This is a genomic window from Nesterenkonia sp. HG001, assembly GCF_034438835.1.
In the GTDB taxonomy this organism is placed as follows: domain Bacteria; phylum Actinomycetota; class Actinomycetes; order Actinomycetales; family Micrococcaceae; genus Nesterenkonia; species Nesterenkonia xinjiangensis.
This window is the reverse complement of sequence record NZ_JAOSZD010000007.1, coordinates 129,717-144,000: the sequence shown is the minus strand read 5'-3', so window position 1 is coordinate 144,000 and position 14,284 is coordinate 129,717. Positions and strand designations below refer to the sequence as shown.

Annotated in this window: 10 protein-coding genes; 6 read left to right on the top strand and 4 right to left on the bottom strand. The window is 68.3% G+C overall.

Going from position 1 to position 14,284, the window contains the following annotated elements; all coding sequences use genetic code 11:
* The first annotated feature begins 73 nt into the window (after positions 1-73).
* Complete coding sequence (locus tag ODE13_RS12820) at positions 74-295, top strand: hypothetical protein (RefSeq protein WP_246348888.1); 222 nt, start codon at positions 74-76, stop codon at positions 293-295.
* A 271-nt stretch (positions 296-566) separates the two neighbouring features.
* Here the strand turns inward: ODE13_RS12820 and ODE13_RS12815 are convergent, their stop codons facing one another.
* The 3 genes from ODE13_RS12815 to ODE13_RS12805 all read right to left on the bottom strand — a co-directional run bounded on the left by ODE13_RS12815 (position 567) and on the right by ODE13_RS12805 (position 4,993).
* Positions 567-1,976 carry an RNA polymerase sigma factor gene (locus ODE13_RS12815; RefSeq protein WP_179542770.1) on the bottom strand — a complete coding sequence of 470 codons (1,410 nt, stop codon included), beginning with the start codon at positions 1,974-1,976 and terminating at the stop codon, positions 567-569.
* Between the two features lie 350 nt (positions 1,977-2,326).
* Entirely contained in the window at positions 2,327-3,781 is a 1,455-nt protein-coding gene (locus tag ODE13_RS12810) for a DUF4192 family protein (protein ID WP_322479628.1), read from the bottom strand.
* Positions 3,782-3,880: 99 nt separating this feature from the next.
* Positions 3,881-4,993: a PAC2 family protein gene (locus ODE13_RS12805; RefSeq protein WP_322479627.1), complete on the bottom strand. Its 1,113-nt coding sequence runs from the start codon at positions 4,991-4,993 to the stop codon at positions 3,881-3,883.
* 393 nt (positions 4,994-5,386) lie between these two features.
* On the opposite strand from ODE13_RS12805, the gene ODE13_RS12800 reads away from it, so the two are divergent.
* The 3 genes from ODE13_RS12800 (at position 5,387) to sucB (ending at position 10,504) form a co-directional block, all read left to right on the top strand.
* The gene (locus ODE13_RS12800) at positions 5,387-6,976 is read left to right on the top strand and encodes a leucyl aminopeptidase (RefSeq protein ID WP_322479626.1); all 1,590 of its coding nucleotides are present in this window, start codon (positions 5,387-5,389) and stop codon (positions 6,974-6,976) included.
* Between the two features lie 250 nt (positions 6,977-7,226).
* A complete protein-coding gene (lpdA, locus tag ODE13_RS12795; RefSeq protein WP_322479625.1) occupies positions 7,227-8,606 on the top strand; it encodes a dihydrolipoyl dehydrogenase in 1,380 nt (459 codons plus the stop codon).
* Between the two features lie 95 nt (positions 8,607-8,701).
* Positions 8,702-10,504: a 2-oxoglutarate dehydrogenase, E2 component, dihydrolipoamide succinyltransferase gene (gene sucB / locus ODE13_RS12790; RefSeq protein ID WP_322479624.1), complete on the top strand. Its 1,803-nt coding sequence runs from the start codon at positions 8,702-8,704 to the stop codon at positions 10,502-10,504.
* A 127-nt stretch (positions 10,505-10,631) separates the two neighbouring features.
* Here the strand turns inward: sucB and ODE13_RS12785 are convergent, their stop codons facing one another.
* Positions 10,632-12,413: a serine/threonine-protein kinase gene (locus ODE13_RS12785; protein ID WP_322479623.1), complete on the bottom strand. Its 1,782-nt coding sequence runs from the start codon at positions 12,411-12,413 to the stop codon at positions 10,632-10,634.
* Between the two features lie 72 nt (positions 12,414-12,485).
* On the opposite strand from ODE13_RS12785, the gene lipB reads away from it, so the two are divergent.
* Positions 12,486-13,190: a lipoyl(octanoyl) transferase LipB gene (gene lipB, locus ODE13_RS12780; protein WP_416210697.1), complete on the top strand. Its 705-nt coding sequence runs from the start codon at positions 12,486-12,488 to the stop codon at positions 13,188-13,190.
* Complete coding sequence (lipA, locus tag ODE13_RS12775; protein ID WP_322479621.1) at positions 13,187-14,194, top strand: lipoyl synthase; 1,008 nt, start codon at positions 13,187-13,189, stop codon at positions 14,192-14,194. Before lipB ends, lipA begins: the two co-directional genes overlap by 4 nt.
* Positions 14,195-14,284: the final 90 nt, after the last annotated feature.

Here is a 14,284-nt window from a genome sequence, read left to right as displayed (position 1 = left end):
GGTCGACTGCGAATGAAACGGCCCCCGGCATGGTTGTATAGGTATCTACCATTCACGTGAGGAGGCGAAGAGCATGACCGGCACGACTGGGACACTCGAAGCACACCCGAACACTCTGACTGCCCTCGACCGCTGCGACCGCTGCGGAGCACAGGCCTATGTGCGAGCGGCTCTCTCCTCCGGCGCCGGTGTTCTGCTCTTCTGCGTTCACCACGCACGTCATGTGGAAGAGACGCTGCGTCCACAGACCTCTGAGTGGGTCGATGAGTCGGCCCGCCTTGCGGAAGCGCGCTGAGGCGCGGTACCCGCGATCATCACCACTGCATAGGTTCGGCAACCTCGGTCGCCGGCACAGGCGAAGGGCCCGGAGGATCATCCTCCGGGCCCTTCGTCGTCTGCATGTCGTCAGTCAGATCGTCTTTGTCTGCAGGGAAGTTCGTGACAGTCCTGCTGGGGCGCGCAGGCGCACCCCAGCAGCTGACGTGATGATGATCGGGCCTCTTCAGCCGGAGCTCCGGACCGCTCTCGCATGCCGGGGCTCCACGGTCAGGGCGCGTCGCCGATGCTCAGTCGAGGTAGTCGCGGAGCACCTGCGAGCGGCTCGGGTGGCGCAGCTTCGACATCGTCTTGGACTCGATCTGTCGAATGCGTTCCCGGGTGACGCCGTAGACCTTTCCGATCTCGTCTAAAGTCTTCGGCTGGCCGTCGGTGAGGCCGAATCGCATCGCCACGACACCCGCCTCACGCTCGGCCAGGGTGTCAAGGACGGAGTGGAGCTGCTCCTGCAGGAGCGTGAAGCTCACCGCATCGGAGGGGACCACTGCCTCGGAGTCCTCGATGAGGTCACCGAACTCCGAATCCCCGTCCTCACCCAAGGGGGTGTGCAGCGAGATCGGCTCGCGGCCGTACTTCTGGACCTCCACGACCTTCTCGGGCGTCATGTCCAGTTCCTGGGCCAGCTCTTCCGGCGTGGGCTCCCGCCCGAGGTCCTGCAGCATCTGTCGCTGGACGCGGGCCAGCTTGTTGATGACCTCGACCATGTGGACCGGGATGCGGATGGTGCGAGCCTGGTCGGCCATCGCGCGGGTGATGGCCTGACGGATCCACCACGTCGCGTAGGTCGAGAACTTGAAGCCCTTCGTGTAGTCGAACTTCTCCACTGCGCGGATCAGGCCCAGGTTGCCCTCCTGGATCAGATCCAGGAACAGCATTCCGCGGCCGGTGTAGCGCTTGGCCAGAGAGACGACCAGACGCAGGTTCGCCTCCAGCAGGTGGTTCTTCGCTCGGCGACCGTCGGCGACGATGAGCTCCATGTCCCGGCGCAGCCGCCGATCGGCGATCTCATCCTTGGCGAGCTTGTGCTCAGCGAAGAGACCGGCCTCGATGCGCAGCGCGAGGTCCACCTCCTGGGCCGCATTGAGCAGTGCCACCTTCCCGATCTGCTTGAGGTAGTCCTTGACCGGATCTGCGGTGGCTCCGGCGGACACGACCTGGACGGCGGGAGCGTCGTCGTCATCGGCGTTGGAGATGACGAAGCCTCGGCCTCGCGTCTCCTCCTCCTCGGCGTCCTCGCCCTTGGCCGCCTTCTTGGCGTTCTCGAGGATCGCCTCGGCGTTGCCCTGGTCGCCTGTGGCGGCGGCGACCTTCTTGGCGACCTCTTCCTCGTCGCCGTCCTGGAGGGCCTTGGCCACGGCCTGCTCGAGCACCTCGGTCGGAGCGGCCTGCTCCTGCTCCGCCTCGGCGAGGACCTCGTCGACGGGGTCCGCGGCCTTCCTGCGCCCGCCGGTCTTCTTGGCGGGGCCGTTGGTGGCGGATCTCGCGGTGGACTTCTTCGCAGTGGAGCTCGACTTCTTGGCCGCGGCGCTGTCGCCAGGCGCGGAGGTGCGCGAAGCTGAACTCCCGCTGGCAGCGGAGGACTGCTCCCCCTCTGTCGCGGCTGCGTTCTCTTCGGTGGACTTGGACGCAGTAGTGGGCACGATGACCTTCCGACTCGGACGTGTGAAGGCGATGGGCTGACCCAGGGTCAACACACCTATGACCCTGTCAACTCCATCGCCTCGCTCACGCTGACCGTCCCGGCGGCCTCCGACCGTCTTCCCGAGGGAACTGGCGGCGCCGATCTGCCGGTACGTGGCGAGCGACCTGACGATGGTTGCAGGGTCTCAGCAGGGCACAACGCCAGCTATCTCCGGATCATTCCCGCCCGCCGCAAATAAATTCCCAAGAATTCTCCTGCCGGATGCCCGAAGACCCTCCCCAGTTCTCCTCGGTCGCTGAAGACCAGGCCCCAGCTCGGCTCCCGCCCGACGAAGCTGCCGCCTCACCTTCACGCCCCCGTGCGGGAGATACCCCAGGAGTGTTCCCTGACCATCGCCCAGGGGCAGATCCGCCCGATGCCTCGGTCTGTCTTCCTCATGCGCCCCACCTGGTGCCCGGGCACCAGGTGCAGGCAACGGTCGAGATAGGCGCCGGAGAGCGTCCCTCTGCCGCGCGCCCACTCGATCCAGGACATCAGCGCCAGTGTCTCAGCCTTCTGCTCGGCCACCAGCATCGGCTGCAGCTGCGAGAGGATCCCCGCCAGGGCATCCAGTCTCTCCCAGCGCGGGCGTTCACCGGTCGCGCCCTGCAGTGTCGCATGGAACCTCTCCAGATGAGCCTCGATGAGCCGCCGCTGGTCCTCGATACTGGCCGCCGTCGCGCCAGCGCCCTCCCGGCAGGGTTGGGCGTGCTCGGCCCAACGCCGAGCCAACGCCGCCAGACCTCCTGCCGCGCCCGCATCCTCTCCAGCCGCTCCTGGGACGTCGCGACAGGTTCGGATCACCTCGTGGCCCAGCGCCGCCACATCCAGCCCGTCTGCGGCGAGCACGAGCACCGCATCGGGAACGTCTCCCTGGGAGAGGGACCCGACCATCATCGACAGCTGGTCGCGATGTTCATCCGCCCATGCCTCGATCCGCTCGGACTCGTCCCCGGCTGGCAGCCCAGGCCTCTCCGGCGGCTCTCGGCCTTCCCTCTCACGGACCTCGTCCTGGATCATCTGATCCCAGACCCACAGGGCCTGCTGTGCTCCCTGGGAGTCGGCGACGTCCAGACCGAGGTGCGCCTGTTCAGCCGCCACAGCATCGACGGTCTGATCCGAGGGAGATGCCGCCGGAGCGAGGAAGTCGTCCACCACCTGCCGTGGGGTGCGCAGGATCCGGCCGCGGTAGACCATATGCGCATGCAGGACGCTGGCTGCCGCGGCCTGGACGTCCTGCCCGGGATAGGCGCAGCACCGAGAGTCGAGGCAGTCATAGTCCCGAATGTGTCCGTCGCCCACCCACCAGCTCTGCTCCACGCGGATCTCGTGCTGATCGCGAAGTGCCGCCGTCAGTGAGGCATGCAGGGCCGCGTACGGGCGCAGGGAAGGGTCATCCCAGGTGGGCGGAGCGGGTGCCTCCCCGACGAACAGATAGATCACCGCGCCATCGGGCCTGGGGCTGACCCGCGGGCCGGCCAGGTGGTCGCAGACCCATTGCGCGAGTCCCTCCGGATGGTCGGCGCCGGCGCGCAGGTCGATGCGCAGGTGCGCACCGACGCGCGTGCCATGGAGTCCGACGACGACGAGCGAGTCCTCGGGCAGGAAACCGAAGGTGTGCTGCACCAGAGCCAGGGCGTCACCAGCGCCCGAGATGCTGATGACCTCCTCCGGCGTGTCGTCCGCCGAGCCGGAGCCAGGCGGAGGCGATGTGCGGTTCCGGGTGGAGGCGAGGTCGTCCGGGCGGTGGCTGTATGTGCTCATGACGTCAGTCTTGAGTGCACACGCGGCCGCTGCCAGGGCCTCCAGGTGGTCTGTGGAGAGGGCCGCGTGTCGCGCTGGGACCACGTCAGCTGTGGAGGATCAGAACAGGCGTGGCAGGCCTTCGCCGGAGGAGGTGTCGTCGTCCTCGGAAGATTCGTCACCCATCCCCTCGGGCGTGGTGTCCTCTGGCGTGGTGTCCTCTGTCGTGGTGTCCTCTGGCGTCGGCTGAGCACGCAGGAACGCCTCCACTGCGGCACCGAGCTCCTCGGCGTCGGGGACGGCGTCGTCCTCATTGACCAGCAGGGATCGCTGCTCGGTCGTGGCGTGCTCGTCGAAAGTCTGCTCCAGCCGGTGCACCAGTCCCTGGATCTCACTGTTGCCGCTGACCTGCCGGGTGATGTCCTGGTCGACCATGCGGGCAGACTCACGCAGCTCATCAGTAGGCAGCATCAGCTCCATGGCGGCGCCGATGTACTCCAGCGCAGAGACTGCGACCTGCGGATACCGACCGCCGGCCAGGTAGTGCGGGACGTGCAGGGTGTACCCGACGACGTCGTGCCCCTCCTCGTCCAGACGCATCTCAAGCACCTGTCCCAGGCCCGCCTCGATCTGCGCGGCAGGGCTCCACGTGGAGATGCCGGTGATCAGGTCTTTGCGGCTGCCATGGGCCGTCACACCCAACGGCCGGGTGTGTGGGGCGGGCAGGCCCAACGCATCCACCAGCACCACCAGGGAGATGTTCAGTCGCTCCACCAGCTCCAGCACCGCCTCGGAGACGCGCTCCCACTGAAAGTCAGGCTCGTCGCCGGTGAGCAGCAGAAACGGCCTGCCGGAGGCGTCGCGCACCTCGTAGAGGTCGAGCTCAGGTCCGTCGTAGTCGGTGAAGCGGTCCTCCAGGAACGTCACTCGAGGACGGCGTGAGCGATAGTCGAAGAGCTCATCGAGGTCGAAGCTGGCCAGCAGCTTGTGCGGCAGGCCCCCCAGCAGAGCTTCGGAAAGCTGGGAGCTCAGCGCACCTGCGTCAGTGTGCCCTGCCCAGGAGACCAGCATCGTCAAATTCTCCGCCGGGCGCGCCGCCTGCGGGTCACGCAGCACGAGGTCACCGCCCTGGGCCTGCACGGTGGAGTCCGACTTGCCAGGGCGGGGAAAACCTCCATGCTCCTCCTCGGGCTCGGCGGGGTGCACATGGAGCAGATCCAGGGGTTCCTTCATGAAGCTGAGGCTCCTCTCCGTGCGATCTCGACACGTCATCCGGGCCCGGATGATCGGCGACGGGGGCCTCCTGCGAGGAGGTCACCCCAGGTGAACACAGATGTAACGACCCCACCGTACGGAGAAATTCCCCGCAAGGGGCGGGCGGCGGCAACCGGTGCGCGCTGGGGCTCGGAGCCGGTGACATGCCCGGGCTGACGCGCTCCGCACCGAGGCGCTCATCGCGTGTGTGGGCCCGGTGATCCGCACCCCACGTCAGGGGCGCGGGCGTCAGGATCTCGGATAGGATCGAATCCTGAGGCCGCCGAGGGCTTCCACACACGGGCAGCGCGTCGGCGGATGCATCCACAGAAGATTCGACGTTCCCCGGACCGGGGATCAGACGGGATTCACGTGATCAACGACTTCCAGCCCACACTCTCCGCTGTCGCCACGGCTGTCGAGAAGACCCAGACCGACGCCCTCGTGCTCGGCGTGGCGAAGGGGCCTGAAGGCCCCATCCTCCTGCCGAACCCCTTGGCGGACACGGCCGCCCGCGGCGTGGCCGACTCGCTGAAGGCCCTCGGCGCCACCGGTGCGGCCGACCAGCTGCTTCGACTGCCCGGCGTCGACGGCTTCCGCAGCGAGACCCTTGTGCTGATCGGCGTCGGCGAGCTGACCGGTGAGCCCACCGGCGGCGTGTCGCTGGAGGCGCTGCGCCGCGCGGCCGGCTCCGCGGTGCGTCAGCTGGGGTCGCTGAACTCGGTGGCCCTGGCGCTGCCCGCATCCAGCCCGGAGGAGGTCGCCGCCGTCGCCGAGGGTGCCGCCATCGGTGCCTACTCCTTCACGGCCTTCCGCAGCTCTGAGGAGGCCCGCGCGAAGACTCCGGTGGAGGAGATCCTCATCCTCACCGATCTCAAGGACCGTCACACGAAGTCGGTGCTGGACCGCGCAGCCGTCGTCGGCTCCGCCGTGCGCGCCACCCGCGACCTCGTCAACGCTCCTCCGAGCCACCTCTACCCCGAGACCTTCGCTGATCTCGCCGCGGACCTGGCCGGCCGCACCAAGGCACCGGCTCAGAACGGCTCCACCACCAAGGCTCCGAAGCTCGGGGTCAAGGTCTGGGAGGAGAAGGACCTCGAGAAGGGCGGCTTCGGTGGACTGCTCGGCGTCGGAGGCGGCTCCTCGCGCGGCCCGCGCCTGGTGCGCATCGAGCACTCCCCCTCCAAGCCTGCGGCCCACGTGGCACTGGTGGGGAAGGGCATCACCTTCGACTCCGGCGGCCTGTCGCTGAAGCCGGCTTCCGCGATGACCACGATGAAGCTCGACATGGGTGGCGCCGCCACAGTGCTCGCCGTGGTCCGGGCGGCCGCCGACCTCGACCTGCCGATCAAGGTCACCGGTTGGCTCTGCCTGGCCGAGAACATGCCCTCCTCCACCGCGCAGCGTCCGGAGGACGTGATCACCATCCGCGGCGGCAAGACCGTCGAGGTCCTGAACACCGATGCTGAGGGTCGCCTGGTGATGGCCGATGGTCTGGTCGTGGCTTCCGAGGAACAGCCTGACGCGCTCATCGACGTCGCCACTCTGACCGGCGCCCAGATGGTCGCCCTGGGGCTGCGCACCAGCGGAGTGATGGGCGAGGAGCAGCTGCGCTCCGCGCTGGTCGACTCTGCTGACTCCGCCGGCGAGAAGGTCTGGCCCATGCCGATCCCTGAGGAGGTGCGCTCGGGCTTCGACTCCGAGGTTGCCGATCTCACCAACCTCGGCGATCGCCACGGCGGCATGCTGGGTGCGGCCGCGTTCCTGCGTGAGTTCGTCGGTGAACGTGCCGACGCCGACCAGGACGTCCTCGACGCCGAGGCGCGCAGGATCCCCTGGGCGCACCTGGACATCGCCGGACCGGCATTCAACGAGAAGTCCGCCTACGGGTACACGCCCAAGGCCGGCACCGGTGTGATGGTTCGGACATTGATCGGCTATCTCGAGAGCCTCTCCCGCTGACCAGTGACGACGCCGTCGGCCCGAGGGGCCAGAGACACCCCAGAGACACCTCGGGGCGACGGCGTCACAGTTCACGGCACCCGTGACGTCGGTGGAAGCCTCGCACGTTCAAGCGATAGGCTGACACCCGTGCGCACGGGTGCCGTGCCGGGTCTGCAGGCACGGAGCTGTGTCCGCGGGACTCCCGGTCTCCGCAGCCCGCCGACAACTTCACACCACAAGACTCACGCGACCCAAGGGAGCAACGACCGTGGCCGACCAGCCCCAGGCACAGGAATTCGACGTACTCGTCCTCGGCGGAGGCAGCGCAGGCTACGCCGCGGCGCTTCGCTCGGTGCAGCATGGACTCACGGTCGGTCTGATCGAGCGGTCCAAGCTCGGCGGCACCTGCCTGCACACCGGCTGCATCCCGACGAAGGCCTACCTGCATGCGGCGGAGCTCGCCGACGAGGCCCGGTCCAGCGAGAAGTATGGCGTGAAGACCACCTTCGAGGGCATCGACATGGCCAAGGTCCGCGAATACAAGGACGGCATCGTCGCGGGCAAGCACAAGGGGCTCACGGGTCTGCTGAAGATGCGCAAGGTCACCGTCATCGAAGGTGAGGGCCGTCTGGTCTCGCCGCAGGAGATCGAGGTCGACGGCACCCGCTACACCGGCCGCAACATCGTCCTGGCCACCGGCTCCACGTCCAAGACGATGGGCCTGCCCATCGGTGGTCGGATCATCACCTCCACAGAGGCCCTGGAGATGGACCACACACCGAAGTCGGCCATCGTCCTCGGCGGAGGCGTCATCGGCTGCGAGTTCGCCTCCGCGTGGACCTCCTACGGCACGGACGTCACGATCATCGAGGGGCTGCCCTCTCTGGTCCCCAACGAGGACCCGGCCATCATCAAGAACCTGGAGCGCAGCTTCAAGAAGCGCGGCATCACGTTCAACACCGGCACCTTCTTCAAGGACGTCACGGAGACCGACGACGGCGTCAAGGTCACCCTCGAGGACGGCAAGACGTTCGACGCGGAGATCTGCCTGGTCGCTGTCGGCCGCGGCCCGGTCACCGAGGGCTTCGGCTTCGAGGAGCAGGGCGTCACCCTTGACCGCGGCTTCGTCATCACCGACGAGCGGCTGCACACCGGCGTCGGCAGCATCTACGCCGTCGGCGACATCGTGCCGGGCCTGCAGCTGGCCCACCGCGGCTACCAGCAGGGCATCTTCGTGGCCGAAGAGATCGTCGGCAACAACCCGGTGGTGGTCGAGGACATCAACATTCCCAAGGTCACCTTCTGCGAGCCGGAGATCATGTCCGTCGGCTACACCCAGCCCAAGGCTGAGGAGGAGTACGGCAAGGACAACGTCGAGGTCACCGAGTACAACCTCGCCGGCAACGGCAAGTCCTCGATCCTGGGCACCGGGGGGCTCATCAAGATGGTGAGCGTCAAAGGCGGCCCGATCGTCGGAGTGCATGGCATCGGCTCCCGCATCGGGGAGCAGATCGGCGAGGCGCAGCTCATCGTGAACTGGGAAGCCTACCCGGAGGACGTCGCCACCCTGGTGCACGCCCACCCGACGCAGAACGAGGCGCTCGGCGAAGCGGCCATGGCGCTCTTCGGGCATCCGCTGCACGGCTGAGCGGCGCCTGTGATCCACCCGGAGAATTCAACACATCTGAGAAGACGCACCACGTCCGCCTGGTGCGACGCATTCAAGAGTAGGAGCCGGACATCATGTCTGAGACCGTGAACCTTCCAGCCCTCGGTGAATCAGTCACCGAAGGCACTGTCACCCGATGGCTCGTGGAGGTCGGGGAGGAGGTGGAGGTCGACCAGCCGATCGTGGAGGTCTCCACCGACAAGGTCGACACCGAGGTGCCCTCCCCTGCTGCGGGCGTCATCGAGGAGCTGCTCGTGGGCGAGGACGAGACCGTCGAGGTCGGCGCCCCCCTGGTGAAGATCGGCGACGGCTCCGGCGGCGGATCTGAGGACACCGGCTCCGACGACGCTGCCGACGGCGACGACGAGCAGGCCACGGAAGAGGCTGCTGGCGACACCGAGGAACCCACTGAGGAAGCCGCTGAAGAAGCCTCTGAGCCCGCCGGCGAGGCGGAGGGGGCTGAGGCCACTCCCGAGGAGTCCTCGCCTGCCGAGGACACCGGCTCCTCCGGCGACGGCGAATCCCAGGAGGTCACCCTCCCGGCGCTGGGCGAGTCCGTCACTGAGGGCACCGTCACCCGGTGGTTGGTCGAGGTCGGCGACGAGATCGAGGTGGACCAGCCTCTGCTCGAGGTCTCCACCGACAAGGTCGACACCGAAGTCCCCTCGCCCGTGGCCGGAACTCTGCAGGAGATCAAGGTCGGCGAGGACGAGACGGTCGAGGTAGGTGCCGTGCTGGCACTGGTCGGCTCGGGCGCCGCCCCGGAGCAGGATGCCCCTGCCGAGGAGAAGCCCAAGTCCGAGGAGAAGCCCGAGGCCGAGGCTGAGGCCGACAAGAAGCCTGAGCCCGAGGAGGAGTCTGACGAGCCGTCCGACTCCGAAGCGTCTGCCGAACCGAAGGCGGCCTCACAGAAGGAGGCTCCGGCTCAGGAGACCACCGGTGGTGCCGAGGGCTACGTGACCCCGCTGGTCCGCCGGCTGGCGAAGAAGGAAGGCATCGATCTGTCTACCGTCACGGGTACCGGCGTCGGGGGTCGCATCCGCAAGCAGGACGTCGTCGAGGCCGCCGAGGCCAAGAAGGCATCGGCAGCACCGGCCGCCTCCGCGGCGGCGCCTGCGGCTGCCTCCGGCCCTGAGGTCGAGGTCGACACCACCAAGCGAGGCTCCTCCGAGAAGGCTCCGCGCATCCGGCAGGTGATCGCTCAGCGGATGAACGAGTCGCTCGAGGTCAGTGCTCAGCTGACGCAGGTGCACGAAGTCGACATGACGCGCATCGTGAACCTCCGGAACCAGGCCAAATCTGCCTTCAAGCAGGCCAACGGGGTGAACCTCTCCTACTTGGCGTTCATCGCAGTGGCCGTCACTGAGGGGCTCAAGCAGCACCCGAAGCTGAACGCCGAGTATGACCAGAAGCAGCAGCAGATCACCTACCACGATGCCGAGCACCTGTCCTTCGCCGTGGACACGGAGAAGGGGCTCATGGTTCCGGTGATCTCCGACGCCGGCGACCTGAACCTGGCCGGCATGGCAAAGAAGATCTCCGACGTCGCGGCGCGGACACGCAGCAACAAGATCGGCCCGAACGAGCTCTCGGGCGGGACCTTCACGATCACCAACCTGGGCTCCTTCGGTGCCCTGACCGACACTCCGATCATCAACCAGCCGCAGGTGGCGATCCTCGGCCCGGGATCCATCGTCAAGCGCCCGATGGTCGTCACAGATGCGGAGGGCAACGAGAGCATCGGCATCCGCCACATGATGTACCTCTCGCTGACCTACGACCACCGTCTGGTCGACGGTGCCGACGCTGGCCGCTTCATGCAGACGCTGAAGGCACGCCTAGAGGACGGCAGCTTCGAGTCCCAGCTGGGTCTGTGAGCACCACCGCCTGAGTCTCCTCTGCCGCAGCATGGAGGGCCCGTCCTGACCAGGACGGGCCCTCCATGTGTCTCCGCGGCTCACCCCGCGGCACAGGGTCCATTCCGGCCCAAGGTCCGTGCCCGGTTCACGGGCCTGTCTCCTCTGTGGCCTCCTGCACCGCGTGCAGGCGCCAGGATCCGTCCGGCCGGCTGAGTACGAGGCGGACGTCCTGCACCTCGGCGCGGGAACCGTCCAAGGCGTCCATGGTGACGTGGGTGGGTATGACCACCGCTGCGTCGTCCCCGCCGACGTCCAGTGTGCCCTCAGCGGGCTGAGGCTCCCCCGCCGGACGGATCGCCATGGTCGTGCCGTGATACTCCCGTCCGGCCTCCGCGAGACGGCGCAGCAGCTCCTCCTCCGACCCCTCAGCCGGCGAGTCCGCGGCGACGTAGTCTCGGACCGCCGCCTGCTCCGGATCCCGCAGCGCCGCCGTGCGCAGCACTCCCAGAGCCTGCACGGCGCGCAGCGGATCGTCGTCGTCGAGCAGTTCGGAGGCGCGCGCGACGTCGGCCACGGGTTCCTCCTCCGGACGGTCCTGCGTCCCGTGGTGCTCCTCTTCCTGCCCGACAACCGGCTTCGTTGGCTCTGTTGGCTCCGTTGGCTCCGTTGGCTCCGACCCATCGTCGGCGACGCCGCCCTCCGCCGAGGAGGGCTCCGGCACGTCTGCACCGAGTCCTCCGAGCAGGACGATGCCCACGGCGAGAAGCAGCCCTCCGGCACATAGAGGGATGAGGAGCCGCCGGCCATGTGACAGGCCTGAGCTCAGGGACCCGTCGCCAGGACCCACGGTGGGCAGCTCCGGGATCACCTCGTCGTCCACGTGGGGCGAGAGATCGAGCGGCTGAGGCACCGCACTGCGATGGAGCCCGGCGGCGAACTCCCCCGCGCCGGGCCGGGCCTCGGGATCGTCCGCGAGAGTCTCCTCGAGGAGCCGGATCAGCCGTGGCGGCACCCGGGGACAGAGCGTGCCCAGGGGCGTGCGGCTGCGTTCCGGTCCGGGCGAGGAGCCCGTCAGCGCATACCACGTCACGGCTGCCAGGGAGTACACATCGGCCTCGGGAGCCAGGGTCGCTTCCCAGGCTCGCGCGCCGGCGTCCCGATGAGCTCCGCGAGCGGCCCGAAGCCGCTCCGGCGCGGCGAAGCCGGCGGTGGCCGCTGCACCGCGGGAGTCGCCCAGCAGCTGCGCGTCTCCGAGATCCGCAAGTGCCGGACGCCCGTCGGGTGCGAAGAGCACGTTGCCGGGTGAGACGTCCCCATGAGCTATCCCGCCCCGGTGCAGATGCTCCAGCGCCTGCGCGATCGGACTCAGCGCTGTCACCACCTCCCCCAGGCTGAGCGTGCCCCGAGCGGCGAGGATCCGGCCCAGAGATCCAGCGGTGAACGGCTCGAGCAGCAGCCCTGGGCCGCAGGACGTCTCAGTCCAGCCGTAGGCGCTCACCACATGCGGATGGCGCAGACGGCGCATCGCCTGCAGCTCGGCAGTGAGCTGACTGCGACCGCCGACGCGTTGTTCCTGTCCGTGTTCCTTTCTGTGCTCCCGTCCGGGCTGCCAGGAGGGACCGCCCGACGGCCGGGGCGCGGCGAGCCCGCCGACGATCTTGATGGCCACGGTGTCCCCCCTGGGCTCACCACCGGTCCAGCGCGGGCCGTCTCCGGTGACACGGGCGAGCCACACCGACGACGATGCTCCCACCCCGAGCAGCCTGATCACCCGAAGGCCCGCGGCACGAGGAGGTGCCCCACGCCGCGGGGCGGAGAGGCTCCCCGAGGTGCCCTGGCGGGGTACCTCCTCGATGCGGCTCCCGACGGGCAGCTGGCCGGCTTCAGAGAGAGTGGCTGCGTGGGGGCGCGTCGTGTTGCTGTTCATGACGACCAGCCTGCCGCAGTCGACGAGGTTCTGCAGGCGTTTTCCACAGGCGCCCGTCCCCGGCGGTCCCCGATACGGACTAGGCTGGATCTCATGGACCTTGCCTTCCGGAGGCTCGGCCTCCACCCCGATCTGGTGGACTACGCCGAGGCCCTCGCCATCCAGCGGCAGCTGCACACCGACGTGCTCGCCGATCAGTCTCCCTCCACCGTGCTGCTCCTAGAGCATCAGGACGTCTACACGGCGGGTCGCCGCACCGAACCGGAGGACCGGCCCAAGGACGGCACGCCCGTGGTCGACGTCGACCGTGGAGGCAAGATCACCTGGCACGGGCGCGGACAGCTCGTGGGATATCCCATCCTGAAGCTCGCCGAGCGCGCCATGGTCAAGGAGTACGTGGCGTCCCTAGAGGAGCTGCTCATCCGGGTGCTGCGCCGTGAATACGGCATCACCTCCACCACCGTGGAGGGGCGCTCCGGTGTCTGGCTGGTCGACGGAGGGCGCGACCGGAAGATCGCCGCCATCGGGCTGCGCGTCCACCGCTCCGTGACCATGCACGGATTCGCCCTGAACTGCTCGAACAGCCTGACGCCCTTCGAGAACATCGTCCCCTGCGGCATCAGCGATGCCGACACCACCACCATCAGCGCCGAGGTGGGTGAGGAGATCGCTCCCGCCGACGTCGTCGACGCCGTGGCCGCGGAGCTCGCCGCCGAGCTGCCTCGCTTCCTCGGCGGCGCACACATCACCCCTGCTGCAGAAGGAGCCCTGTCGTGACTCTCGCCCCCGAAGGCCGTCGCATGCTCCGCGTGGAGGCGCGGAACTCCGAGGTGCCCGTCGAGCGGAAGCCCGAGTGGATGCGCACCAAGGTGAAGATGGGGCCGGAATTCGCCGCCATGAAGAAGCGGGTCGGTTCCAAAGGGCTGCACACGGTGTGCGAGGAGGCCGGCTGTCCGAACATCTTCGAGTGCTGGGAGGACCGCGAGGCGACCTTCCTCATCGGCGGCTCCGCCTGCACCCGGCGCTGCGACTTCTGCGAGATCGACACCGGTCGTCCGCAGCCGGTGGACGAGGGTGAGCCCCTCCAGGTCGCCGAGTCCGTGCGGGAGATGAACCTCCGCTATGCCACCGTCACCGGGGTGGCCCGCGACGATCTGCCCGACGAGGGTGTCTGGCTCTACGCGGAGACGATCCGCAAGATCCACGAGCTGAACCCCGGCACGGGTGTGGAGATCCTGATCCCCGACTTCTCCGGCAAGGAGGAGAACATCGCCGCGATCTGTGAGACGGCACCGGAGGTCTTCGCCCACAACGTGGAGACCGTGCCGCGCATCTTCCGCCGCATCCGTCCGGCCTTCCGCTATGAGCGCTCCCTGGACGTGCTCACCCAGGGCCGGAGCCACGGGATGATCACCAAGTCGAATCTCATCCTGGGCATGGGCGAGACCCGTGAGGAGATCACCGAGGCTCTGCAGGACCTCCATGACGCCGGGTGCGACCTGATCACGATCACCCAGTACCTGCGCCCCACCCCGCGGCACCTGCCGGTGGACCGCTGGCTCAAGCCGCAGGAGTTCCTGGAGATCTCCGAGGAGGCCGAAGAGATCGGGTTCCTGGGTGTGATGTCTGGACCCCTGGTCCGTTCCTCCTATCGCGCCGGCTCCCTGTGGGCCAAGGCCATGCAGAAGAAGGGCCGGGAGATCCCACCGGAGCTGGCACACATCCAGCCCTCCGGCACCACCCGCCAGGAGGCCGCGACACTGGTCGCAGCCGGCCACTGAGCCCCGCGCGCCACACGCTCGTGGTCGTCGAGGATCCGGCGACTCCGTGGGGGCACCGACGGGACGCCGGACAGAGGCTGCCCGGGCACG

What these genes read in the sequence shown, in the direction of transcription:
- ODE13_RS12810 (WP_322479628.1), bottom strand. Translation starts at nt 3,781, where the DNA reads ATGAGCACATACAGCCACCGCCCGGACGACCTCGCCTCCACCCGGAAC.
- sucB (WP_322479624.1), top strand. Translation starts at nt 8,702, where the DNA reads ATGTCTGAGACCGTGAACCTTCCAGCCCTCGGTGAATCAGTCACCGAA.
- ODE13_RS12785 (WP_322479623.1), bottom strand. Translation starts at nt 12,413, where the DNA reads ATGAACAGCAACACGACGCGCCCCCACGCAGCCACTCTCTCTGAAGCC.
- ODE13_RS12805 (WP_322479627.1), bottom strand. Translation starts at nt 4,993, where the DNA reads ATGAAGGAACCCCTGGATCTGCTCCATGTGCACCCCGCCGAGCCCGAG.
- ODE13_RS12820 (WP_246348888.1), top strand. Translation starts at nt 74, where the DNA reads ATGACCGGCACGACTGGGACACTCGAAGCACACCCGAACACTCTGACT.